Origin of the sequence: Sphingomonas sp. MMS12-HWE2-04, from assembly GCF_044881185.1 — a bacterium.
In the GTDB taxonomy this organism is placed as follows: Bacteria; Pseudomonadota; Alphaproteobacteria; order Sphingomonadales; family Sphingomonadaceae; genus Sphingomonas.
Window position 1 is genome coordinate 4,016,893 of sequence record NZ_CP173254.1, and the last position, 21,863, is coordinate 4,038,755.

The window sequence follows — 21,863 nt, forward strand, 5'->3', positions numbered from 1 at the left end:
CAACCGAATCGAAAATCGGGAGTTATGAAGGGGAAATGGGGCAAGTTGGCTCCAGATTAATGTGCATTAGCGAAGGGTCTGGAATGGATCGGCTGCAGAATCTCTCGGGAATCCGCCATCTAGCGCTGATCGGCAACTTCTTGCCCCGCAAGTGCGGCCTCGCCACGTTCACGACCGATACCTACAACGCACTCGTCCAACGCTATCCCGACCTCCAGGTCGACGTCTATGCGATGGACGATCATCCCGGCCTTTACGATTACCCGCCCGAAGTAACCCGTGCGATCCCCGAACAGGATCGCGCCGCCTATCTCGACGCGGCGCGCGCCATCGAGGCGTCCGGCGCGCAGGCGCTGTGGATCCAGCACGAATATGGCATTTACGGCGGTCCGGCCGGCGAATATCTGATCGCGCTAATCGATCGACTGACGATTCCCGTAATCGCAACGCTGCACACCGTGCTCGAAAAGCCGAGCGCCGATGAGCGCCGCGTAATGGAGGCGCTGCTCCGGCGCGCATCGAAGGTCATCGTGATGGCCGATCGCGGGCGCGAGATCCTCAAGCGCGTCCACGGCGCTGACGACAAGCAGATCGTGATGATCCCGCACGGCGTTCCCGATCGCGCCTTCGCCGATCCCAATGATTTCAAGGAAGCGTTCGGCTGGCTCGGCCGCGACGTGATCCTCACCTTCGGGCTGCTCGCGCCGTCCAAGGGCATCGAGACGATGATCGAGGCGATCCCAGCGGTGGTCGCGGCGCATCCGAATGCGCATTATGTGATCCTTGGCGCGACGCATCCCAATCTCGCCGCGCATGAAGGCGAGGCCTATCGCGATCGCCTTAAGGCGCAAGTGGCCGCGCTGGGCGTTGCCGAGCATGTCCAGTTCATCGACGGGTTCGTCGAGCAGGGCGAATTGCTCGACTATCTCCAGGCCGCCGACATCTATGCGACCCCTTATCCCAATCCGGCGCAGATCACCTCGGGCACGCTGTCCTATGCGGTCGGTGTCGGTAAGGCCGTGATCTCGACGCCTTATGTCCATGCTACCGAGATTCTGGCCGACGGCCATGGCGTCCTCGTCGATTTCGGCGACAGTGCGGCCTTTGCGCGGGAGATCGGCCGCCTGCTCTCCGACCCGGAAGCGCGCATCGCGTTGTCCAGGCGTGCTTATGCCCGCGGCCGCACCATGCTGTGGCCGCGGCTCGCGGAGCGCGCGATCGCCGAACTGGGCGGGGTGCTCGCGGCGAAGCCGCGCCGCTTTCTGAAGGCGGCGGCCGAATATGCGCCGCTCCGGCCCGATATCGCCGCCGTCGAGCGGATGAGCGACGCCACCGGCATGCTCCAGCATTCGATCTATTCGGTGCCGGATCGCCGCCATGGCTATTGCATCGACGACAATGCCCGCGCGCTGATCCTGATGTCGAAGATCGACGACATCGACGAGGGCGTGCGTGACAAGTGGACGAGCATCTACGCGTCGTTCGTCCAATATGCCTGGAACGCCGATGCGCGACGCTTCCGCAACTTCATGAACTTCGATCGCACCTGGTGCGAGGATGTCGGATCGGAAGATTCGAATGGCCGCGCGCTGTGGGCGCTTGGCGTAACCGCGCGCGACGCCCGGGCGCAGAAGCATCGGGACTGGGCTTCTGCGTTGTTCGACCTCACGGCGTCGATTGCTTTCGAATTGGATGCGCCGCGCGCGCATGCCTTTGCCATGCTCGGTGCCGCGGCGATGCTAGAGGCGCATCCCGGCCATGCGCTGTCGCGCACGATCCTCATCCGCTTCGGCGATGAGCTGATCACGCTGTTGGCCGAAGCACGCCGCCCCGAATGGCAGTGGTTCGAGATCGTGCTGGCCTATGACAATGCCCGGCTTCCCGAGGCGCTGCTGCGCGCCGGCGCAGTGCTGGGCCGCCAGGACTTCATCAGCGTCGGGCTCGAGACGCTCGAATGGATCGTCGGGCGCCAGACGTCGCCCGAAGGTCGGTTCCGCGCCGTCGGCAGCGAGAGCTTCGGCCGGCCCTATGCCGAACCGCTCCAGTTCGACCAGCAGCCGCTCGAGGCCCAGGCCACGGTCGATGCTTGCGCCGCCGCGTATGAGGCGACCGGCGAAGCGCGCTGGCACGAAGAGGCGATGCGGGCCTATCATTGGTATCTCGGTGCGAACGACCTCGAACTGCCGCTTGCCACCGCGCAGGATGGCGGCTGCTTTGACGGGCTGATGCCCCATGGCCTCAACCGAAATCAGGGCGCCGAGTTGATTTTGGCGCTGCAACTGGCAAATTGTGCGATTTCCGCTCTTTCAAAGCCGGTCGAAAACGTGTCAACAACCCGCCCTGCCGCGGTCGCCTGACCACGGTCACCCTATAGTCGTTTGGGGGCGGAATGCTGGATTTGTTCAACCACTCGTTGCGGCTGCGTGCCGATCCCTCACGCGTAGTGGTCCGTCCTTTCCACATTGCCTGGGCCTCGAACGGCTCGGGACCGAGCCGCAGCGAGCGTCTGGTCAGCGAGGTGCTGGCGATGTCGCCGGGCGAGGCGCGCGCCGAGCTTGAGATCGTCCTCAAGGATTTCGAGGCGCGCCACTGGCAGACCCGCCGCGTGTTCATGACACGCTATGACGAGATCGAGGGGATGCTCGGTCTCGACGGCGCAGAGATCGGCGATGAGAAGCGCCAACTGATCGGCGCCTATTTCTGCCACGAATACAGCTATGCCGCCGCCGCGCTGATGAACCCGAGCGCGGTGCCGCATTACGACCAGACCGGCATGCCGGCGGGCAGCATGCGCATCCTGATGAGCCTGCGCGCGGTGGGCGAGGGGCACATCTCCTCGGTCGCCTTCCGCGAGGGCATCATCACCGATCGCAACGAGCTGAGCCTAGCTCCCGAGCCGCCCTTCGCCACCGCCGCCGATGCGCGCGAGGAAGACGAGGAGACGATCCCCGAGGGACCGGTGACGGTCTATCGCCACCGCGATTCGACGCTTTCGGGCACGGTCATCTTTCCGATCACCAAGGCGCAGTCGAACGGGCTGGAGGATTTGCGCATCTGCCACTTCACCCATGACGACGGTGAAGAGGAATGGATCGGCACCTATACCGCCTATAACGGCTCTGTAATCCAGTCCGAGCTGATGCGCACGCGCGACTGGCGCTCGATCGACCTCGTGCCGATGACCGGTGGCGCCTCGCGCAACAAGGGCATGGCGCTGTTCCCGCGGAAGATCGACGGGCGCTACATGATGCTCGGGCGCCAGGACGGCGAGAACATCTTTCTCCATGCCTCGGACGACATCACCCACTGGGAAGGCGGCGAGCTGCTGATCAAGCCGCAATTTCCGTGGGAGCTGGTCCAGATGGGCAATTGCGGTCCGCCGATCGAAGTCGATCAGGGCTGGCTGGTGCTCACTCACGGCGTCGGCGCGATGCGCAAATACTCGATCGGCGCGGCGTTGCTCGACAAGAACGATCCGTCGAAGGTGCTGGCGCGCTCGAAGACGCCGCTGCTTGCCGCGGCCGACCAGGACCGCGAGGGCTATGTGCCCAACGTCGTCTACACCTGCGGCGCGATAAAGCACGGCGACAAGCTGTTCATTCCCTACGGCGTCGCCGACAGCTCGGTGGCGTTCGCCTTCGTGCCGATCAACTCGCTGATCGAGCAGATGGACTGAGCAGCGCGGCGCCGCGATGAGCCAGCGGATCCAGGCAGTCTTCGAAGGGCCCGCCGGCGCGCTGCGCCTCGGCATCAAAGGCTATCAGTTCCCGCACAATGTCGAGGACGAATGGGATTCGAACTGGCTGATCGTCACCGGCGAAGCGGTGCTCGACGGCCAGCGCTGGAATTTCTGCGATCCCAGCCTGACGACCTTCGAGCTGGCGCGTCTTGCCGATTGGCTCGATCGGCTTGCCGCGGGTGCCGAGCAATCGGCCGCTTGCCAGTTCACCGAACCCAATCTCGATTTCAGGCGAGTATCGGACCACAGCCTGCGTGTCGCATTCTCGCTGGAGGCGCAGCCGCGCTGGGCCGAGCTCAAGGACGACTTCGGAGCGCATGGCTTCGAAGTGCCGATCGATTCCGGTATCGCCACGGCGGCGCAGGCGCTGCGCGCGCTGCTGGCCCTGTTCCCTGTGCGGGCGCGCGCGCCGCGCACCTGAGCGCGGTCAGTCGCGCACCACGCCGATCTCGCTGAACGGGCGCGGATCCTGCGGCGGCACCGTCGGCTCGTTGAGTTCGCATTGCCAGAAGCCGACATCGATCCAGCGTCCGTGCTTGAAGCCGACTTCGCGGTAGACGCCCTGGCGGCGGAATCCGACGGCCTCGTGAAGCTTGATCGAGCGATCATTTGGCATGGTGATCGTGCCGATCGCATGGATGAAACCCTGCGCGCGCAAAGTGTCGATCAGCGCCTCATAGAGCAGGCGCCCGACGCCAGAGCCGCTCGACGTCTCTGTGAGGTAGATCGAAGTCTCGCAGACATAGCGATAGGCCGGGCGATCGCGGAACTTGCTGGCATAGGCATAGCCGATCACGCCGCTGTCGGAATCGTCATTGCCCGTCGTCGCGACCAACCAGGGATAGAGCCCGTCGCTCGCCGCCATCCGCACCCGCATGGTGCGTGCGTCAGGGGGCTCGATCTCGAACGAGGCCGTGCCGGTTAGGACGTTCGGCGCGTACATCGCGGCGATCGCCGCCGCGTCGGCGGGCGTTGCGGCGCGGATGCCGATCACCGGGTGTACTTCGCGAGGATATGGTCGAACAGGCTCATGTCCCCCGATTGCGCGAGCACCGGGCCAAGTCCAGCGCATTCGAGACAGCGCGCCTGAACCGAGCCACCAAGCGCCAAGCGGCGCGCGTCGCCCAGTGCCTGCGCCACCAACGCGCGGCGTTCCGCCGATACGCGGGCGAACAGATCGGCGCCGGCAGGCTGATCGGTCCAGTCATCGTCCGCATCGTCGCCGTCCAGCGCAGCGAGCCACTGGCGCCAACCCTCCGGCTGCTTTTCGAGATAGACGGCATGGACCTTGGCAGGATCGAGCTTGGCGCGCTTCGCTGCCTCGGCAATGGCGTCGTTCAGCCCGCCGAAGCGATCGACGAGCTTCAATTGGTGCGCGACGCCGCCGATCCAGACGCGACCCTGGCCGATCTCGTCGACGCGCTGCGGCGTCAGGTGCCGCGCCTGTGCGACGAGGCCGATGAAGCGCGCATAGCCCGCCTCGATCGCCGACTGGAGGATGGTGTCGACCGTCGCATTTGTGCCGCCCATCACATCCGGCTGGCCCGAGAGCGGCGTGGTCTGGATGCCGTCGGTGGTCACGCCGATCTTGGCGAGGCTGTTCTCGAAGGTCGGGAGCACGCCGAAAATGCCGATCGATCCGGTGATCGTATTGGGCTCGGCGAAGATCACGTCGCCCGCGGTTGAAACCCAATAACCGCCGCTTGCAGCGAGGCTGCCCATCGAGACCACGACCGGCAGCCCCTGTGCCTTGGCCTGAAGGATTGCCTGGCGAATCTGTTCCGATGCCATTGCCGACCCGCCGGGCGAATCGACGCGAACGACGAGCGCCTTCAATTTCTTCTCGGCCAGCCCCTTGAGCACGGCGGCGCTGATCGTGTCGCCCGCGGCATGGCCGGGGCCCGCCTTGCCGTCGACGATCTCGCCGGCGACGGTGAGCACCCCGATCGCATCGCCCGTTTCGCTCGGCGGGTTGGCAGCGATCCAGTCGGCCAGCTTGATCGCGCGGAAATTGCCCGCCGGCTTGGCCGGCGGAGCGCCGGCGATCTCGGCGACGCGCTTGCCGAAAGCGAGGCGGTCGCCGACCTTATCGACCAGACCATAAGAGAGGTTGGCGGCGGCGATGTCGCCGTGCGCGGCGGTCACCACCGCGTCGGGGCGAGTGAGATAGTCGTCGATCTTGGCCTTGGGGCGCGCCTTGGCGATGCGCTGGCGCCACTGGTCGAAGATCGATCCGTAGAGTGCCTGGCTAGCCTCGCGCGCTTCGGGCGACATGTCGCTGCGGATATAGGGTTCGACTGCCGACTTGAATTTGCCGACCTTGTAGACGTGCGCATTGACGCCGAGCTTGTCGACGAGCCCCTTGTAATAGAGTTGGCGCCCGCCGGGCCCCATGAATAGCGTGCCGCCGAGCGGATTGACCCAGACTTCGCTGGCATTGGCGGCGATCGCATAGCCGCTGTCGCTATAGCCGGTGGCATAAGCGAGAACGGGCTTGTTGCTCGCCCGCACGCGGGCGACGGCGTCGGCGACTTCGCCTACAGCGACCGGATAGCCGCCCATGAAGCGATCGAGATCGAGTACCACGGCCTTGACGCGGCTGTCGCTGCGCGCTGCATCGAGCGCGCGCACGATATCGCGCACGCGATATTGGCGGGTGACGCTGCCCGCGCCGCCCAGCCGGGCGAAAGGATCGGGCTCTTCGGGCTGCTCGACCAGCGCGCCGTCCAGCGCAACGACCAGCGCGCCGTCTCGGATCGCGGCTTTGTTGGGCTTGTACGACAGCGCCGTGAACAACAGCGTGAAGAACAGCAGCATGAAGGCGAGCACCAGGAAATCCTTGATGCCGACCAGAATCTTCCAGGCGCCGCGAACCAGCTTCACATGCCGCTCCAATATGATTTGCTCCGCGGTGCTACCGGAAGCCCGAGAGCGAGTAAACCGGGCGTCTTAGAAGCCCAATACAGCGACAAAACAATTCGTCGCGTGCTGGTTGACGAAGCAGGTCGGCCTACGCATATCCCGCACTGTTAGCACTCGGGGGGACTGAGTGCTAAGCCATGTTCAACTAGAGATAAGGACCGCAGCGCAATGAACTTCCGTCCGTTGCACGATCGCGTGCTCGTCCGTCGCGTCGAAGCCGAAGCCAAGACCGCCGGCGGGATCATCATTCCCGATACCGCCCAGGAAAAGCCGCAGGAAGGCGAAGTCGTCGCCGCAGGCGCCGGCGCCAAGAACGAGAAGGGTGAAGTCACCCCGCTCGACGTCAAGGCCGGCGATCGCATCCTGTTCGGCAAGTGGTCGGGCACCGAGGTCAAGGTCAATGGTGAGGATCTCCTCATCATGAAGGAAAGCGACATCCTCGGGATCGTCGGCTGATCCAGCGAATTGCACGCCGGGACAGTGTTCCTGGTGTAATCTTTGTGTGAACTTCCCAATCTGAAAGGTCAGCCAACATGGCAGCCAAGGACGTAAAATTCAGCCGCGACGCGCGTGAGCGCATCCTGCGCGGCGTCGACATTCTCGCCGATGCAGTGAAGGTCACGCTGGGGCCGAAGGGCCGCAACGTCGTGATCGAAAAGTCGTTCGGTGCTCCGCGCATCACCAAGGACGGCGTTACCGTCGCCAAGGAAATCGAACTCAAGGACAAGTTCGAGAACATGGGCGCGCAGATGGTCCGCGAAGTCGCTTCGAAGACCAACGACGTCGCCGGCGATGGCACCACCACCGCCACCGTGCTTGCCCAGGCGATCGTTCGCGAGGGCATGAAGTCGGTTGCCGCCGGCATGAACCCGATGGACCTCAAGCGCGGCATCGATCTCGCCGTCACCAAGGTCGTCGAGGACATCAAGTCGCGCTCGAAGCCGGTTTCGGGCACCAACGAAATCGCCCAGGTCGGCATCATCTCGGCTAACGGCGACACCGTCGTCGGCGAGAAGATCGCCGAAGCGATGGAGAAGGTCGGCAAGGAAGGCGTGATCACCGTCGAAGAGGCGAAGGGTCTCGAGTTCGAGCTCGACGTCGTCGAAGGCATGCAGTTCGACCGCGGCTATCTCTCGCCCTATTTCATCACCAATCCGGAGAAGATGACGGTCGAACTCAACGATCCGTACATCCTGATCCACGAGAAGAAGCTGTCGAACCTGCAGGCGATGCTCCCGATCCTGGAAGCCGTCGTCCAGTCGGGCCGTCCGCTGCTGATCATCGCGGAAGACATCGAGGGTGAGGCGCTTGCCACGCTCGTCGTCAACAAGCTGCGCGGCGGCCTCAAGGTCGCAGCGGTCAAGGCACCGGGCTTCGGCGATCGTCGCAAGGCGATGCTGGAAGACATCGCCGTCCTCACCAAGGGCGAAGTCGTTTCGGAAGACCTCGGCATCAAGCTCGAGAGCGTCACCCTGGGCATGCTCGGCACCGCCAAGCGCGTCACCATCGACAAGGACAACACCACCATCGTCGACGGTGCGGGTGAAGCCGATGCGATCAAGGGCCGCACCGACGCGATCCGCCAGCAGATCGAAATCACCACCAGCGATTACGACCGTGAGAAGCTCCAGGAGCGTCTCGCCAAGCTCGCCGGCGGCGTTGCCGTGATCAAGGTCGGCGGTGCTTCGGAAGTCGAAGTCAAGGAGCGCAAGGACCGCGTCGACGACGCGCTGCACGCAACTCGCGCAGCCGTGGAAGAAGGCATCGTCCCCGGCGGCGGCACCGCGCTGCTCTACGCCACCAAGGCGCTCAACGGCGTCGAGGGTGCGAACGAGGACCAGACCCGCGGCGTGGACATCGTCCGCAAGTCGCTCACCGCGCTGGTGCGCCAGATCGCGCAGAACGCCGGCCATGACGGTGCCGTCGTGTCGGGCAAGCTGCTCGACCAGACCGACACCTCGTTCGGCTTCAACGCTTCGACCGACGTCTACGAGAACCTGGTTGCGGCCGGCGTGATCGACCCGACCAAGGTCGTGCGCACCGCGCTCCAGAACGCAGCCTCGGTTGCCGGTCTGCTCATCACGACGGAAGCCGCCGTGTCCGAGCTGCCCGAAGACAAGCCCGCCATGCCCATGGGCGGCGGCGGCATGGGCGGCATGGGCGGCATGGACTTCTAAGTCCAAGCTACCAGGCGTCCAAGCGAGGGCCGGGAGCATGCTCCCGGCCCTTTCTTTTTGCGGCGAGGGGATCGTCCGCGGGGTTGACCTCGCGCTGCCGATCAGGAAGTTGGCCAGACTGACAAGAGGGGTCTTGCTGGCGTGATCAATTGGGTTTCGGGGCGCGTGCGCTGCCTCGGCGGTAAGCATGAGCGTTCCGAAAAGCATATCTACCGCGCCGGCGAGGACGAGCGGTTCGTCAGCAAGTGCCGCTTCTGCGGAGTGCCGATGCAGCGCCGCGCCAAGCGCGACTGGATCACGATCTCGCGGGCCGAATTCCATAAGGCGACGAGCCGCTGACGCTTCGGCGCCTTAGCCCAACAAAACACTTCCCAAGCCCGGCGCGGCGCGACAAATTGCCGCTTCAACGCACGTGCCGGTCCCTGGCAGCGCCGCTTTCGGGAAGTTTCCAATGACTGTGATGTCTCGCCGCGAGGCGCTCGCCGCTGCTGCGCTCGCCAGCCTTGCCTCCGCGATGCCCGTCTGGGCGCAGGATGGCGCCGCTGGTGCCGCCAGCGGCGCCGGTGCTGCCTGGGACCTGACCGAGCTGTATCCGAGCGACGCCGCCTGGGACGACGCGCGCAAAGCCGCGCTCGCGGCACTGCCCGGGATCGCCAAGTTCAAGGGGCGGCTCGGCGAGAGCGGAGCGGTGCTCGCCCAGGCGCTGGCCCTCCAGTCCGATCTCGGCCGTACGATCGCGCGGGTCTATACCTATGTCAGCCTCAAGGGCGACGAAGACGTCCGCGTCGCGCGCTATCAGGAAAAGCAAGCGCAGGCAGTCGATCTCTACACCGCCTATGGCGAGGCGACGGCCTGGGTCTCGCCCGAGCTGCTGACGCTCGGCAAGGCCAAGATCGACGGCTTCGTCGCCGGCGACCAGACGCTCAAGACGCGCTTCGACTTCTATCTCGCCAATGTCGTCCGCCAGGCAGCACATACGCTGACGCCCGAGGGCGAAGCGTTGCTGGCGAGCGCCTCGGCGCCGCTTTCCGCGCCAGGCGACATTTCGGGCCAGTTGCGCTCGTCGGACATTCCCTGGCCGACGATCAAGCTTTCGACTGGCAAGGACGTGCGCCTCGACAGCCAGGGCTATACACTCAACCGCGACGCGCCCAACCGCGCCGACCGCAAGGCGGTGTTCGACGCGTTCTGGGGCGCGCACGGCAAATTCCAGAACAGCTTCGGCGCGACTTATAATGCGCAGGTCAAGAGCGACATCTTCCGTGCCAAGGCTCGCAAATATCCCACCTCGCTCGCCGCAGCGCTTTCGGGCGCCAACGTCCCCGAGGCGGTCTATCGCACGCTGGTTGCCGAGGCGAACAAGGGTCTGCCGCAGCTGCATCGCTATTTCGATCTGCGGCGGCGGATGCTCAAGCTGCCGGACATCGCCTATTACGACATCTACCCGCCGTTGGTGTCGCTCGATCGCAGCTTCAGCCTCGATCAGATGCGCACCACCACGCTGGAGGCCGTCAAGCCGCTCGGGCCCGACTATCAGGCGCGCATCGCCAAGGCGACTGCGGCGAAATGGATGGATCCCTGGCCGCGCGAGGGCAAGCGCCCGGGCGCGTACATGAACCCCGGCGCGTTCGACGTGCATCCCTATCTGCTGCTCAACCTCAGCGAGAAATATGACGGGATGAGCACCTATGCGCATGAATGGGGCCATGCGCTCCATTCGCTGCTCGCCAATGCCGCGCAGCCCTATGACAAGGCCGATTACCCGATCTTCCTCGCCGAGATCGCCTCGACTGCGAACGAACAACTGCTCGTTGCGCATATGCTGAAGAACGCCAAAACCAAGGAAGAGAAGCTCTTCTATCTCGGCCAGCAGATGGAGAATTTCCGCGGCACCTTCTATCGCCAGACGATGTTCGCCGAATTCGAGCTGAAGGCGCACGATCTCGCCGAAGCGGGCGAGGGGCTTTCAGGCGAGAAGTTCACCGGCCTCTACGGCGACCTGCTCAAGCGCTATCACGGCCCGGCGATGAAGTTCGAGCCTTCCTACGCCAACGAATGGGCGTTCATCCCGCACTTCTACAACAGCTTCTACGTCTATCAGTATGCGACGTGCATCGCGGCGGCGACCTATTTTGCTCAGTCGGTACTCAAGGGCGGGGCGAAGGAGCGCGACAATTATCTGTCGGTGCTCAAGGCCGGCGGATCGGACTATCCGGTCGACATCCTCAAGCGCGCCGGGCTCGATATGGCCTCCCCGGCGCCGTACCAGGCGCTGGTTTCGGCGTTCAAGGACACGCTCGATCAGGCCGAGGCGCTGCTCGCCTAAACCGGGGCGGCCGCGCCGGCCTGAAGCTGCGCGGCCAGCCAGCCATCGACGCGTGCATCGATCACCAGGTGCACGCGGTCGGTGGATCCATGATTGGCGGCGCGGTGCGGATCGGAGAGGCGCAGATACCAGACTTCGCCCGGCGCCATCGTCACAGGCGTGCCGCTCAAGTGGAACGACACGCCTTCGTTGGTGGTGATCGGCACATGGATGCGCGCCCAGCCGGCATCGGCATCGAGATCAAGATCGAGATGCTCGTGGATTTCGGAGCCCGGGGTGAGCCGCATCAGCCGCACGCAACTCAGCGGGCAGCCGAACGCGGCCAGCGCCGCGGCGATGTTGGGCAGCATCGCCAGCAAGGGCGTGTCGACGAAGTCGGTGGCATCGGGGTTGGAGGCGATCATCAGGATCGGGTGCGTGGCGCTCGCCTCGGCGCGCAGCGGCAGCGCGCTCCACTCGCCGCTATAGTTTTGCGGCACGAAATGGCGGATCCATTCGGCGAGGCCGAGCGCCGCTAGATCGCCGGCGAGCGGCGCGGGATCGAACGCGAAGGGGAGGCGGATCCGATCCGGCAATCCCGATTGTCGCTGCGCCGTCGCCATATTAGCCTGCCCCTCGCACAACAAGGCTAGAGGATGCGGCGATGAATGCAAACGCGCTCGACCGCTTCCGCGCCGCAGTGCTGGCCGATCCCGAGGCCGCGAAGATGCTGGCGGCGCACTATGATCCGGCCGCCTTTGCCGAGGCGGCGCTGGCATGGGCGGCGACGCACGGCATTGCGCTCGATGACGAGGATCTGGAGCGCCGTGCGCCGCCGATCGAGACCGAGGCCTGGCCGCCGACCGGCTGGCTGCCCGTTTCGGCGGGAAACCTGGTGGAATGGCTCAATTTCGCGGGCGAACCCCTCACCGATCCGTTCTTCGAGGAGACCGCACAGCGCCTGGCGGCGCGCCCGTTCAACCGCCTCTTCCGCTATCGTATTTCGCTAGATGCCCTGATCGTGGGCGCTTCCGTAGGAGTAGAGCCGAGCGGACTGATTTTCCACATGTCGCGCTGCGGATCGACGCTCGCGGCACAGATGCTCGCGGCAGATCCAAGGAACCTGGTTCTCTCCGAGCCGCCGCCGGTCGATGCCATCCTTTTGGACCGCGATCTCGACGACGATGCCAAAGTCGCCGCGCTGCGAGCATTGGCATCAGCCTATATGCGGGAGGCGCCCGGTGCGCGCCTAATCCTCAAACTCGACAGCTGGCACAGCCGCGCGCTGCCGCTGCTGCGCCGCGCCTTTCCCGCGACGCCGTGGATATTCCTGTATCGCGAACCGATCGAAGTGATCGTCTCGCATCTCCGCCAGCCGGGGCTTCATGCCGTGCCTGGGCTGGTGCCGGCAGACTTTGTGGGCCTTGGCGAGCCCAACCTGCCCGGCGCAGACTATATCGCCCGTGTGCTCGGTCAAATCTGCGGCGCGGTGCTCGAGCATTGGCATCTCGGCGGGGGCATGCCGATCGCGTATCGCGAGATGCCCGAGGCGCTGGTCGCGCGCATCCTGCCGCATTTCGGCATCGAACCGGGGCGAAAGGCGTTGGCCGCGATGGTCGACGCCGGACGTCGCGACGCCAAGCGCGGCGGGATTTTCGCCAGCGATTCGGATGCTAAGCGCCGTGCAGCGCCGCCCGAGGCCGAAGCTGCGGCGCGGCTGCATCTGGCGGAATGCCACGCGCGCCTCGTCCGCTTGGGGCGATAGCCCCGTCGGATTGGCGCGCCCTACTCCTTCATCGCCTCGATGAGCTTCTTCACGTCCTGGCTGCGCCCGCGCGGCAGCACCAGCACGTCCTTGCCCGATGCGACGATGATGAGGTCGCTCACCCCGACCAGCGCGACCCGCAGGCCCGGTTCGCACTGGACGAGGCAATTGCTCGCATCGATTGCGACGACGTCGCCGCGGACGACATTGCCGCCCGCATCGGGATCGCTCAACGCGTGGAGCGCATCCCAGCTGCCGACATCGCTCCACCCCATCGCCACCGGAACCACTGCGACGCGAGGCGCCTTCTCCATCACCGCATAATCGATCGAATCCGACGGCGATGCCGCGAAGGCCTCGGCATCGGGGAAGATGCGCAGCCCGTCGCGCGTGGCCAGGTCCATCGCCTTTTGCGTGGCGACCAGCATCTCGGGGGCGAACACGCTGAGCGCGCCGAGATACATGTCGGCACGAAACAGGAAAATCCCGCCGTTCCAGGCATGATCGCCCGCGGCGAGCATCGCCTCGGCCTTGTCGCGGGGCGGCTTCTCGACAAACTTCTCGACGCGGTGGACGCCCGCCGCGATCGGCTCGCCCACCTTGATCCAGCCATAGCCGGTCTCGGGCGAATCGGGCGCGATGCCGAAGGTTACCAGCCAGCCGTCCTGCACCATGGGCAACGCGGCTGCGATCGCGGCGTGGAAGGCATCGACGTCGACGATGACATGGTCCGAGGGCATCACTAGCAGCGGGTCGCTGCCGCCGCCCGCCGCGAGCGCGGCAAGCGCGATCGCCGGCGCGGTGTTGCGTCCCGACGGCTCGAGCACCAGCGCCTGCGCGCTCGCCGCCACTTCCAGCAGCTGTTCCTCGACCAGATCGGCGTGAAACGCATTGGCGACGACGATCGGTGCGGCGAAACGCTCGCCGGCGGTACGCCGTGCCGTGAGCTGGAGCATCGTCTCGGTGCCGGTCAGCGATAGCAGCTGCTTGGGCTTTTCCGGTCGCGACATCGGCCACAAGCGCGTGCCCGATCCGCCTGACAGGATGACAGGAATGATCGGCTTGGATTCGGGCATGACGAACGTTTCCTGAAAAGGCTGGATATGGTGGTAGAGGCCCCGCTTGCAAAACGGAACGCGCGCGAATCGGTTTCCGCAGGCTTGCGCAAAATTTTCCGGTGGACGCGGCGTCCGACCTATGTCGGATTTGTTTACACTTGCCCGCTACACCCCGAGCGTCATGATCCGCTTGTTCAAGCATTACGTGCCGAACGCCGTGCTGCTGCTCGGCATGCTCGATATCCTCCTGCTGATCGGGGCAGGGGAGCTCGGTTGGCTCTTGCGCGCCCATCAATTGGGCATGGTGCCGCTGTCGATGGCGACGCGGCTGCCGCAGCTTCTGTGCTTCGCCTTCACCATCGAAGTCGCAATGATCGCAGTCGGCGTCTATGGCGCCGACGCGCTACAATCGCTCCGCTATGCCACCGCCAGGCTGATCGTGGCGATCTCGCTGGGCGTGATCGTGCTCAGCGTGCTCTATTTTGCGGTGCCCCAGATCAGCTTTTGGCGCTCGAACCTGGTCTACGCAATGCCCGCGTCGGTGATCCTGCTCGTGCTGCTGCGCATCCTGCTCGGCAAGGCGCTGGGCAGCCAGGCGTTCAAGCGGCGGATCGTCGTGCTCGGCGCCGGCGCGCGGGCGGCAAGGCTGAAGGCGCTCGCCAAGATGCCTGGCGCGGGCTTTGCAGTGGTCGGCTACGTCGCGATGAGCGAGACCAACCGCGTGATCCCCGAGGCGATCGCGCGCGACGCAATCTACAACCTTGCCGACCATGTCGTGCTGCTAAACGCCAGCGAAGTCGTGCTCGCGCTGGAGGAGCGACGCAACGCCCTGCCGCTCAAGGACCTGCTGCGGATCAAGACCACTGGGGTCCATGTCAACGAAATCTCGACCTTCCTCGAGCGCGAGACCGGCCGGGTCGACCTCGACAGCGTCAATCCCAGCTGGCTGATCTTCTCCGACGGATTCTCGTCGGGCCGGATCGTCTCGAGCATGTTCAAGCGCGTGTTCGACATCACCGCGAGCCTGGCGCTACTGCTGCTCACGTTGCCGTTGATCCTGGCAACCGCGATCCTGGTGAAGCTGGAGAGCCGGGGCCCGGCCTTTTACCGCCAGCGCCGCGTGGGGCTCTATGGCCAGGGGTTCGACGTCATCAAGCTGCGATCGATGCGCCAGGATGCCGAGCTGCCCGGCCAGGCGGTGTGGGCCGAGAAGAACGACCCGCGGATCACGCGCGTCGGCCGGATCATCCGCAAATGCCGGATCGACGAGCTGCCGCAATGCTGGAGCGTGCTCAAGGGCGAGATGAGCTTTGTCGGGCCGCGCCCTGAGCGGCCTCAGTTCGTCGAGGATCTCGAGCAGAAGCTGCCTTACTATGCCGAGCGCCACATGGTGAAGCCGGGCATCACCGGCTGGGCGCAGATCAATTATCCCTATGGCGCCTCGATCGAGGATTCGCGCCAGAAGCTCGAATATGACCTGTTCTACGCCAAGAATTATTCGCCCTTCCTCGACGTTCTGATCCTCCTTCAGACGCTGCGTGTGGTGCTGTTCCCCGAAGGCGCGCGATGATGACGATCACGCTGGTGTTGTGGACGCACGCGCTGGCCGCGTTGCTGTTCGGCGCGCTGACGATCTGGGCGTGGCGGCTGCGCGATGCGCATGTGCCGCGCGGCGCGCTGGCGCTCGCGCTGGCGCTGACCGCGCTCTGGGCGCTTGCCGTCGCCGGGATCGGCGCGCGCGACATGGTCACCCAGCTCGCCGAGACGCTGCGCAACCTCGCCTGGCTCGGCGTGATGGTCGTGCTCCACCGCCGCACCGAAGGCGATCGCCCGCCGATCGCGCTCGGCGTCGTCTATGGCCTGGTCGGGCTCGTCTCGATCGTCGCCCTCGTGCTGGCGGGCTTCGCCAGCACCTTGGCTCCGGAGCTTGCCGAGCCGATCGCAAGCGCGGCGCTGCTGCTGCGCATGCTGGCCGCGGTGGCGTCACTGGTGCTCGTCCAGGCGCTCTATTCGGCGCTCGCGCCCAAGGCAGGAAGCGGGCTGCGCTGGATCGCCTTCGCCTTGACGATCTTGTGGGCCAGCGACCTGCTGCTGTTCACCATCGCCTATCTGGGTGGCCGCGCGCTGCCCGAACTCCTCGTGCTGCGCGGCGGGGCGATGGCGGCGATCGGACTGGCGCTCGGCGCCGGGCTGCAGAGCAAAGGCGCGTGGAGCGTCCAGGTTTCGCGCACCGTCGCCTATCAGTCGCTCTCGCTGGTCGCGATCGGCGCCTATTTCGGCTTGCTCGCGCTCGCCACCAGCGCAATCGCCACGGTGGGCGGCGAGGACGCCCGGCTGCTCCAGACCGCGTTCGTGCTCGGTTCGACCGCGGCGATCCTCACGCTGGTGTCGAACAGCTGGCTCCACGCCTGGGCGAAGGTGAAGCTGGCCAAGCACTTCTTCCGCCACCGCTACGACTATCGCGCCGAATGGATGCGCTTCACCGAGACGCTCGGCGCGCCCGAGGGCGCCGCGCCGCTCGACGAGCGTACGGTCAAGGCGATCGCCGACCTGATCGATTCGCCCGCAGGCGTGCTGCTCGTCCCCGATGGCGCGGGCCTGAGCCCGGGCGCCAGCTGGAACTGGGACCGCGCGACGCTTCCGGCCGCCAGCGACGCTGCGCTTGGCGACCATCTCGGCGCGACCGGCCGCATCCTCGAGCTCGATGCGGTGCGCGGTGACGGCGGCGATAGCGCGGATGCGGCCGCTGTCCCGCAATGGATGCTCGACGTGGCCGAGGCCTGGGTGATCGTGCCGCTGCCGCATATGGGCGGGCTCGCCGGCGCGATCCTGCTCGCGCGGCCGCCGCTCGATCGCCCGCTCGACTGGGAGGATTACGACCTGCTCAAGGTCGCCGGGCGCCAGGTGGCGAGCTATCTGGCCGAGGCGCGGGCGCACGAAGCGCTGGCCGATGCGCAGCGCTTCGACGAGTTCAACCGGCGCTTTGCGTTCATCCTCCACGACATCAAGAACCTGGTTAGCCAGCTGACGCTCACCGCGCGCAATGCCGAGCGCCATGCCGACAAGCCCGAATTCCGCGAGGACATGATCGCGACGCTGCAGGAGTCGGCCGAGCGGATGAACGCGCTGCTCGCGCGGCTGTCGCAGCATCATCGCGGCCGCGCCGAAGCGCCGCATGCCGTGGAGATCGTGCCGCTGGTCGAGCGCGTCGCCAAGGCCAAGCGCAGCCAGCATCCGGTGGCCACGGCGGGCGCCCGCGCGGCGATCGCCCAGGCCGATCCGGCGGGGCTCGAGCAATTGCTCGGCCATCTCGTCCAGAACGCGATCGAGGCGAGCCCGGCGCACGAGCCGGTGATGCTCGCGGTGCACAGCGACGGCGCCGACGTGACCATAGAGGTGGTCGACCAGGGCAGCGGCATGTCGCCCGCGTTCGTCCGCGAAAAGCTGTTCAAGCCGTTCGTCTCGTCGAAGCCCGGCGGGTTCGGGATCGGCGCGTTCGAGGCGCGCCAGCTCGCCGCGGCGATGCACGGCCGGCTCGAAGTCGTCTCGCGCGAAGGCCATGGCACGCGCTTCCGCGTCATCCTCAAGGTGGCACATGCCGCCGATCTGCCCGTAGGGAAGGCGGCATGACCCTCACCAAGAAGCTGCTGATCGTCGAGGACGATGCCGGGCTCCAGCGCCAGCTGCGCTGGGCGTATGAAGGCTATGAGATCTTCACCGCCGCCAATCGCGACGAGGCGATCGCAGTGCTGCGCGCCGAGGAGCCACAGGTGGTCACGCTGGATCTCGGGCTGCCGCCCGATCCCGACGGCACCACCGAAGGCTTTGCGACGCTCGACACGATCCTCCAGCTCGCCCCGGCGACCAAGGTGATCGTTGCTTCGGGGCATGGTGCGCATGAATTGATGCTGCGTGCGATCGCCGCGGGCGCCTGGGATTTCTACCAGAAGCCGATTGATATCGACGCGCTCGGGCTGATCGTCTCGCGCGCCTTTCACGTCCACGCGATCGAGGCGGAGAACCGCCGCCTGGCGAATCGCGGCGGAGATGCGGCCGCGCTGGGCGGGCTGATCACCGGCGCGCCAGAGATGCTCAAGGTCACCCGGATGATCGAGCGCGTCGCTGCCGCCGATGTGACCGTGATGCTGCTCGGCGCCAGTGGTACCGGCAAGGAATTGCTCGCGCGCGGGTTGCACGATGCGAGCCGGCGCAAGGGCGGCTTCATTGCGATCAACTGCGCCGCGATCCCCGAGACTTTGCTCGAATCCGAGCTGTTCGGGCATGAGAAGGGCGCGTTCACCGGCGCGGTGAAGACCACCGAGGGCAAGATCGAGCTCGCCCAGGGCGGCACGCTGTTCCTCGATGAGATCGGCGACGTGCCGCTGCCGCTCCAGGTCAAGCTGCTGCGTTTCCTCCAGGAGCGCGTGATCGAGCGGGTTGGCGGGCGCAAGCCGATCGCGGTGGACACCCGCGTGGTCTGCGCCACGCACCAGAATCTCGAGACGATGGTCGCCGAGGGGCGTTTCCGCGAGGACCTCTATTACCGGCTTGCCGAGATCGTCGTGCGGATCCCGTCGCTCGCCGAGCGGCCGGGCGATGCGGGGCTGCTCGCGCGGCACTTCCTCCAGAAATATGCCGCGGCGATGAACACCGGCGCGCGCGGCTTCGCCCCCGATGCGCTTGCCGCGATCGATGGCTGGGGCTGGCCGGGCAATGTCCGCGAGCTCGAGAACCGCGTGAAGCGCGCGGCGATCATGGCCGACGGCAAGCTGGTCACCGCCGCCGATCTCGATCTCGAATTGCGCGCCGATGACGGTCCGATCAACCTCAAGGCCGCGCGCGAGCGCGCCGACCGCAAGGCGATCCGCCACGCGCTGGCGCGCGCCGAGGGCAATATCTCGGGCACCGCAAGACTGCTCGGCATCAGCCGCCCCACGCTCTATGACCTGATGAAGGCCTATGACCTCCAGCCGTAAGCGTCGCACGCGCAGCACCCGCCCCAGCCTGCCGCTTCGCCGCATCGCCGCGATCAGCCTTGGGTTGATGGCGTTCGCCGCGGCGTTCGCCGCGGCGTTCGTCGCCTGGTTCGCGCTGGCGCCGGCGCGTCGCGATGCCGACGCCGCGCGCGACGCGGCGGCACAGAGTGCCACCTTGCTCGCAGCGGGCAACGCCACTGCGGCGCGCACCCAGGCGCTGGCGGCGGTCCGCGCCGATCCCGACAATGGCGAAGCGCATCTGGCGCTTGCCCGCGCGATGCTCGCTCAGGGCGACGGCGTCAGCGCCGATGCCGAGATCCAGCGCGCGATCGATGCGCATGTCGATGCCCGGCGCGTCCAGCATCTGCGCGCGCACGCGCTGCTGCTCGCCGGCGAAGAGGAAAAGGCCATCGCCGCCGCCGACAAGGCCGCGCCGCAATTCCGCGTCTATGCCCTGCGCATCCGCGGCCGCGCGCTTGCCGCGCTCGGCAATGGCGCCGCCGCGTTCCAGGCGCTCGACCAGGCGGTGCGCGCCGCTCCCGGCGACGGCGCGGCGTGGGCGGATATGGGCCGGTTCAAACTCAATGCCGGTGACCTGCTCGGCGCGATCGACGCGAGCGCGCGTGCAGTCAGGTTCGCCCCCGGCAATGTCGATGCGCTGATCCTGCGCGGCGAGCTGGTGCGCAGCCAATATGGCCTGACCGCGGCGCTCCCCTGGTTCGAGGCCGCGCTCAAACACGACGGCTATAATGCCGATGCGCTGATCGAATATGCCGCGACGCTGGGCGATGCGGGCCGCACTGTCGACGCCGTCGCGGCGACGCGGCGCGCGCTCGAAGTGCGCCCGGCGAGCCCGCAGGCCTATTATCTCCAGGCCGTGATCGCCGCGCGCGGCGGCAATTACGATCTTTCGCGCTCCCTGCTCGACAAGACCGGCGGCAGCCTGGACGCGCTGCCCGGCACGATGCTGCTCACCGGCACGCTCGACATTGAGAAGGGCGACTTTGAGCAGGCGATCGACAAGCTGAAGGCTTTGGTGGGCAACCAGCCGTACAACGTCACCGCGCGCAAACTCCTCGCCTATGCGCTGCTCCGCACCAATTCGGCGCGCAACGCGATCGACATGCTGCGCCCGGTGGTCGAGCGCGCCGATGCCGACAGCTATGCGCTCACGCTCGCCGCGCGCGGCTATGAGCGAATCGGCGACCGCGCCGCAGCGGCGCGCTATCTCGATCGCGCCGCGGCGCCGCTGCCGGGTGCCACCCAGGCATTCAGCGCCGATGACAGCACCGCCGTGCTCGCCGCCGACGCCGATCAGCGCCCCGACGATCCCGCGACGATCGTGCCGCTGATCCGCGGCTTGGCGAGCCAGGGCGACCGTGCGGGCGCGCTCACCCGCGCGCAGCGCACCGCCTCGGCCTATCCCGGCGCACCTGCGGCGCAGCTTTTGATCGGCGATCTGCTGATGCTCGACAATCGCTTCGCCGACGCCGCTACCGCCTATCGCGGCGCCGCCGATCTGCGTTTCGACCAGAGCACTGCGCTGCGGCTGGTCGAGGCGCTCGACAAGGCCAATCGCCGACCCGAGGCGGCCAATGCGCTGGCGCTCTACCTCTCGCAGAACCCGGCCGATCTCGCCGCCCTGCGGCTTTCGGCCGAATGGCAGCTAGCCGCGGGCGATTATGCCGCCGCAGTCGATACGCTCGAGAGGTTGCGCGGCTGGATCGGCGATGGCGACGCGGTGCTCAATGCCGAGCTTGCCGCCGCCTATACCGGCGCGGGCGATGCCGACGCCGCCGAGGAACTCGGCGAGGCCGCCTATGCGCTGGCTCCGGCCAATCCGGTGGTCGCCGATGCCTATGGCTGGGCGCTCTATCGCGGCGGCGACCTGCACGGCGCTGCCGAGCTGATCGGCAAGGCCGTGATCCTCGCGCCGCGCCATGCCGGGCTGCGCTGGCATCTGGCGCAAGTCTATGCCGATCTCGGCCACAAGCGCGAGGCGAAGTTCAACGCCCAAGTCGCGCTAGCAGACCCCCGCTTTGCCGATCGCGCCGCCGCGCAGGCGCTGGTCGCGCGGCTGGGATGAACCTATAGGGCGGGGCGTGACCGACGCCCTGTCCCGCATCGCCGACGCGCTCGAACGCCTCGCGCCGCCGCCCGCGCCGCCCGCCGATCCGCGCGCGCATCCCGCTTATGTCTGGCGGGGCAACAGCCTCGCCGCGGCGCGCGCCTTCGATCCGCTGCCGCTGGCGCGGCTCCGCGGCCTGGAGGCGCAGCGCGACGCGCTCGTCGCCAATCTCGAACGGCTTGCGGCGGGCAACGCCGCGCAGGACGTGCTGCTGTGGGGCGCGCGTGGCACCGGCAAATCCGCGCTGGTCAAGGGCGCTGTCGCCGCAGTCCAGGCCGAGGGCGGCGATGTCGCGCTGGTCGAGGCGGCGACCACGCATCTCGAAACGCTGCCCCAATTATTCGCCACGCTCGCGCCGGTGCCGCGCGCTTTCGTGATCTTCCTCGACGACCTCGGCTTCGATGCTGTGGGCGATGCGCGCGCGCTGCGGTCGCTGCTCGAAGGTGGCGCGGAGGCGCGCCCGGCGAACACTCGGCTGCTGGTCACTTCGAACCGCCGCCACCTCGTGCCGCGCGACATCGCCGAACAATCGAGCGCGATCAATCCGCGCGATTCGATCGATGACAATCTCGCGCTCGCCGATCGCTTCGGATTGAGCCTCGGCTTCCACGCGATCGACCAGGATACCTATGTCGATATCGTCCGCGGCTATGCCGATGCCCATGGCCTTGATTTCGATCCGGCAGAGGCGATCAACTGGGCAACGCGCCGCGGCAGCCGCTCCGGCCGGGTCGCCTGGCAATATGTCGTCGATCTTGCCGGTAGATCGGGTAAGTCGCTGTAAAATGTTGAT

17 protein-coding genes are annotated in these 21,863 nt (G+C 66.6%); 13 read left to right on the top strand and 4 right to left on the bottom strand.

Features of this window, described 5'->3' with window-relative positions; genetic code table 11:
• The first annotated feature begins 83 nt into the window (after positions 1-83).
• The 3 genes from AB2M62_RS19175 to AB2M62_RS19185 are packed head-to-tail and all read left to right on the top strand — an operon-like array spanning position 84 to position 4,160.
• On the top strand, positions 84-2,357 hold the full coding sequence (locus AB2M62_RS19175; protein ID WP_404336402.1) for a glycosyltransferase: 2,274 nt from the start codon (positions 84-86) through the stop codon (positions 2,355-2,357).
• Between the two features lie 32 nt (positions 2,358-2,389).
• Positions 2,390-3,676, top strand: coding sequence for a glycoside hydrolase family 130 protein (locus AB2M62_RS19180; RefSeq protein WP_404336404.1), 1,287 nt, complete (start codon positions 2,390-2,392; stop codon positions 3,674-3,676).
• 16 nt (positions 3,677-3,692) lie between these two features.
• Positions 3,693-4,160: a hypothetical protein gene (locus AB2M62_RS19185; RefSeq protein ID WP_404336406.1), complete on the top strand. Its 468-nt coding sequence runs from the start codon at positions 3,693-3,695 to the stop codon at positions 4,158-4,160.
• 6 nt (positions 4,161-4,166) lie between these two features.
• On the opposite strand, the gene AB2M62_RS19190 is transcribed toward AB2M62_RS19185, so the two are convergent.
• Together AB2M62_RS19190 and sppA are read right to left on the bottom strand one after the other, a co-directional pair.
• Positions 4,167-4,733 (bottom strand): GNAT family N-acetyltransferase, encoded by a 567-nt coding sequence (locus AB2M62_RS19190; protein ID WP_404336408.1) that lies wholly within the window; start codon positions 4,731-4,733, stop codon positions 4,167-4,169.
• Positions 4,730-6,622: a signal peptide peptidase SppA gene (gene sppA / locus AB2M62_RS19195; protein WP_404336410.1), complete on the bottom strand. Its 1,893-nt coding sequence runs from the start codon at positions 6,620-6,622 to the stop codon at positions 4,730-4,732. Before sppA ends, AB2M62_RS19190 begins: the two co-directional genes overlap by 4 nt.
• A 207-nt stretch (positions 6,623-6,829) precedes the next feature.
• On the opposite strand from sppA, the gene groES reads away from it, so the two are divergent.
• The 4 genes from groES (at position 6,830) to pepF (ending at position 11,164) form a co-directional block, all read left to right on the top strand.
• Positions 6,830-7,117 carry a co-chaperone GroES gene (groES, locus tag AB2M62_RS19200; RefSeq protein WP_404336412.1) on the top strand — a complete coding sequence of 96 codons (288 nt, stop codon included), beginning with the start codon at positions 6,830-6,832 and terminating at the stop codon, positions 7,115-7,117.
• A 77-nt stretch (positions 7,118-7,194) separates the two neighbouring features.
• Positions 7,195-8,838: a chaperonin GroEL gene (groL, locus tag AB2M62_RS19205; RefSeq protein ID WP_404336414.1), complete on the top strand. Its 1,644-nt coding sequence runs from the start codon at positions 7,195-7,197 to the stop codon at positions 8,836-8,838.
• A 141-nt stretch (positions 8,839-8,979) separates the two neighbouring features.
• Positions 8,980-9,177 (top strand): hypothetical protein, encoded by a 198-nt coding sequence (locus tag AB2M62_RS19210; RefSeq protein ID WP_404336416.1) that lies wholly within the window; start codon positions 8,980-8,982, stop codon positions 9,175-9,177.
• 112 nt (positions 9,178-9,289) lie between these two features.
• Complete coding sequence (gene pepF, locus AB2M62_RS19215) at positions 9,290-11,164, top strand: oligoendopeptidase F (protein WP_404336418.1); 1,875 nt, start codon at positions 9,290-9,292, stop codon at positions 11,162-11,164.
• On the opposite strand, the gene AB2M62_RS19220 is transcribed toward pepF, so the two are convergent.
• A complete protein-coding gene (locus tag AB2M62_RS19220; RefSeq protein ID WP_404336420.1) occupies positions 11,161-11,766 on the bottom strand; it encodes an aspartyl/asparaginyl beta-hydroxylase domain-containing protein in 606 nt (201 codons plus the stop codon). The two genes, pepF and AB2M62_RS19220, sit on opposite strands and share 4 nt — an antisense overlap.
• A gap of 41 nt (positions 11,767-11,807) precedes the next feature.
• Between AB2M62_RS19220 and AB2M62_RS19225 the strand changes: the two genes are divergently transcribed.
• The gene (locus AB2M62_RS19225; RefSeq protein WP_404336422.1) at positions 11,808-12,908 is read left to right on the top strand and encodes a hypothetical protein; all 1,101 of its coding nucleotides are present in this window, start codon (positions 11,808-11,810) and stop codon (positions 12,906-12,908) included.
• Between the two features lie 20 nt (positions 12,909-12,928).
• On the opposite strand, the gene AB2M62_RS19230 is transcribed toward AB2M62_RS19225, so the two are convergent.
• Positions 12,929-13,918: a mannose-1-phosphate guanylyltransferase gene (locus AB2M62_RS19230; protein ID WP_404340037.1), complete on the bottom strand. Its 990-nt coding sequence runs from the start codon at positions 13,916-13,918 to the stop codon at positions 12,929-12,931.
• Positions 13,919-14,147: 229 nt separating this feature from the next.
• Here AB2M62_RS19230 and AB2M62_RS19235 point away from each other — a divergent pair, with 229 nt between their 5' ends.
• The 5 genes from AB2M62_RS19235 to AB2M62_RS19255 are packed head-to-tail and all read left to right on the top strand — an operon-like array spanning position 14,148 to position 21,854.
• A complete protein-coding gene (locus AB2M62_RS19235; protein ID WP_404340039.1) occupies positions 14,148-15,536 on the top strand; it encodes a TIGR03013 family XrtA/PEP-CTERM system glycosyltransferase in 1,389 nt (462 codons plus the stop codon).
• Entirely contained in the window at positions 15,536-17,596 is a 2,061-nt protein-coding gene (gene prsK / locus AB2M62_RS19240; protein WP_404336424.1) for an XrtA/PEP-CTERM system histidine kinase PrsK, read from the top strand. The genes AB2M62_RS19235 and prsK overlap by 1 nt, the downstream gene beginning before the upstream one ends.
• Entirely contained in the window at positions 17,593-18,942 is a 1,350-nt protein-coding gene (gene prsR / locus AB2M62_RS19245) for a PEP-CTERM-box response regulator transcription factor (RefSeq protein WP_404336426.1), read from the top strand. The genes prsK and prsR overlap by 4 nt, the downstream gene beginning before the upstream one ends.
• On the top strand, positions 18,926-21,028 hold the full coding sequence (locus tag AB2M62_RS19250) for a tetratricopeptide repeat protein (RefSeq protein ID WP_404336428.1): 2,103 nt from the start codon (positions 18,926-18,928) through the stop codon (positions 21,026-21,028). The genes prsR and AB2M62_RS19250 overlap by 17 nt, the downstream gene beginning before the upstream one ends.
• 16 nt (positions 21,029-21,044) lie before the next feature.
• Positions 21,045-21,854 (top strand): ATP-binding protein, encoded by an 810-nt coding sequence (locus tag AB2M62_RS19255; protein WP_404336430.1) that lies wholly within the window; start codon positions 21,045-21,047, stop codon positions 21,852-21,854.
• Positions 21,855-21,863: the final 9 nt, after the last annotated feature.

What these genes read in the sequence shown, in the direction of transcription:
- AB2M62_RS19175 (WP_404336402.1), top strand. Translation starts at nt 84, where the DNA reads ATGGATCGGCTGCAGAATCTCTCGGGAATCCGCCATCTAGCGCTGATC.
- AB2M62_RS19180 (WP_404336404.1), top strand. Translation starts at nt 2,390, where the DNA reads ATGCTGGATTTGTTCAACCACTCGTTGCGGCTGCGTGCCGATCCCTCA.
- AB2M62_RS19185 (WP_404336406.1), top strand. Translation starts at nt 3,693, where the DNA reads ATGAGCCAGCGGATCCAGGCAGTCTTCGAAGGGCCCGCCGGCGCGCTG.
- groES (WP_404336412.1), top strand. Translation starts at nt 6,830, where the DNA reads ATGAACTTCCGTCCGTTGCACGATCGCGTGCTCGTCCGTCGCGTCGAA.
- groL (WP_404336414.1), top strand. Translation starts at nt 7,195, where the DNA reads ATGGCAGCCAAGGACGTAAAATTCAGCCGCGACGCGCGTGAGCGCATC.
- pepF (WP_404336418.1), top strand. Translation starts at nt 9,290, where the DNA reads ATGACTGTGATGTCTCGCCGCGAGGCGCTCGCCGCTGCTGCGCTCGCC.
- AB2M62_RS19220 (WP_404336420.1), bottom strand. Translation starts at nt 11,766, where the DNA reads ATGGCGACGGCGCAGCGACAATCGGGATTGCCGGATCGGATCCGCCTC.
- AB2M62_RS19225 (WP_404336422.1), top strand. Translation starts at nt 11,808, where the DNA reads ATGAATGCAAACGCGCTCGACCGCTTCCGCGCCGCAGTGCTGGCCGAT.
- AB2M62_RS19230 (WP_404340037.1), bottom strand. Translation starts at nt 13,918, where the DNA reads ATGTCGCGACCGGAAAAGCCCAAGCAGCTGCTATCGCTGACCGGCACC.
- AB2M62_RS19235 (WP_404340039.1), top strand. Translation starts at nt 14,148, where the DNA reads ATGATCCGCTTGTTCAAGCATTACGTGCCGAACGCCGTGCTGCTGCTC.
- prsK (WP_404336424.1), top strand. Translation starts at nt 15,536, where the DNA reads ATGACGATCACGCTGGTGTTGTGGACGCACGCGCTGGCCGCGTTGCTG.
- prsR (WP_404336426.1), top strand. Translation starts at nt 17,593, where the DNA reads ATGACCCTCACCAAGAAGCTGCTGATCGTCGAGGACGATGCCGGGCTC.
- AB2M62_RS19250 (WP_404336428.1), top strand. Translation starts at nt 18,926, where the DNA reads ATGACCTCCAGCCGTAAGCGTCGCACGCGCAGCACCCGCCCCAGCCTG.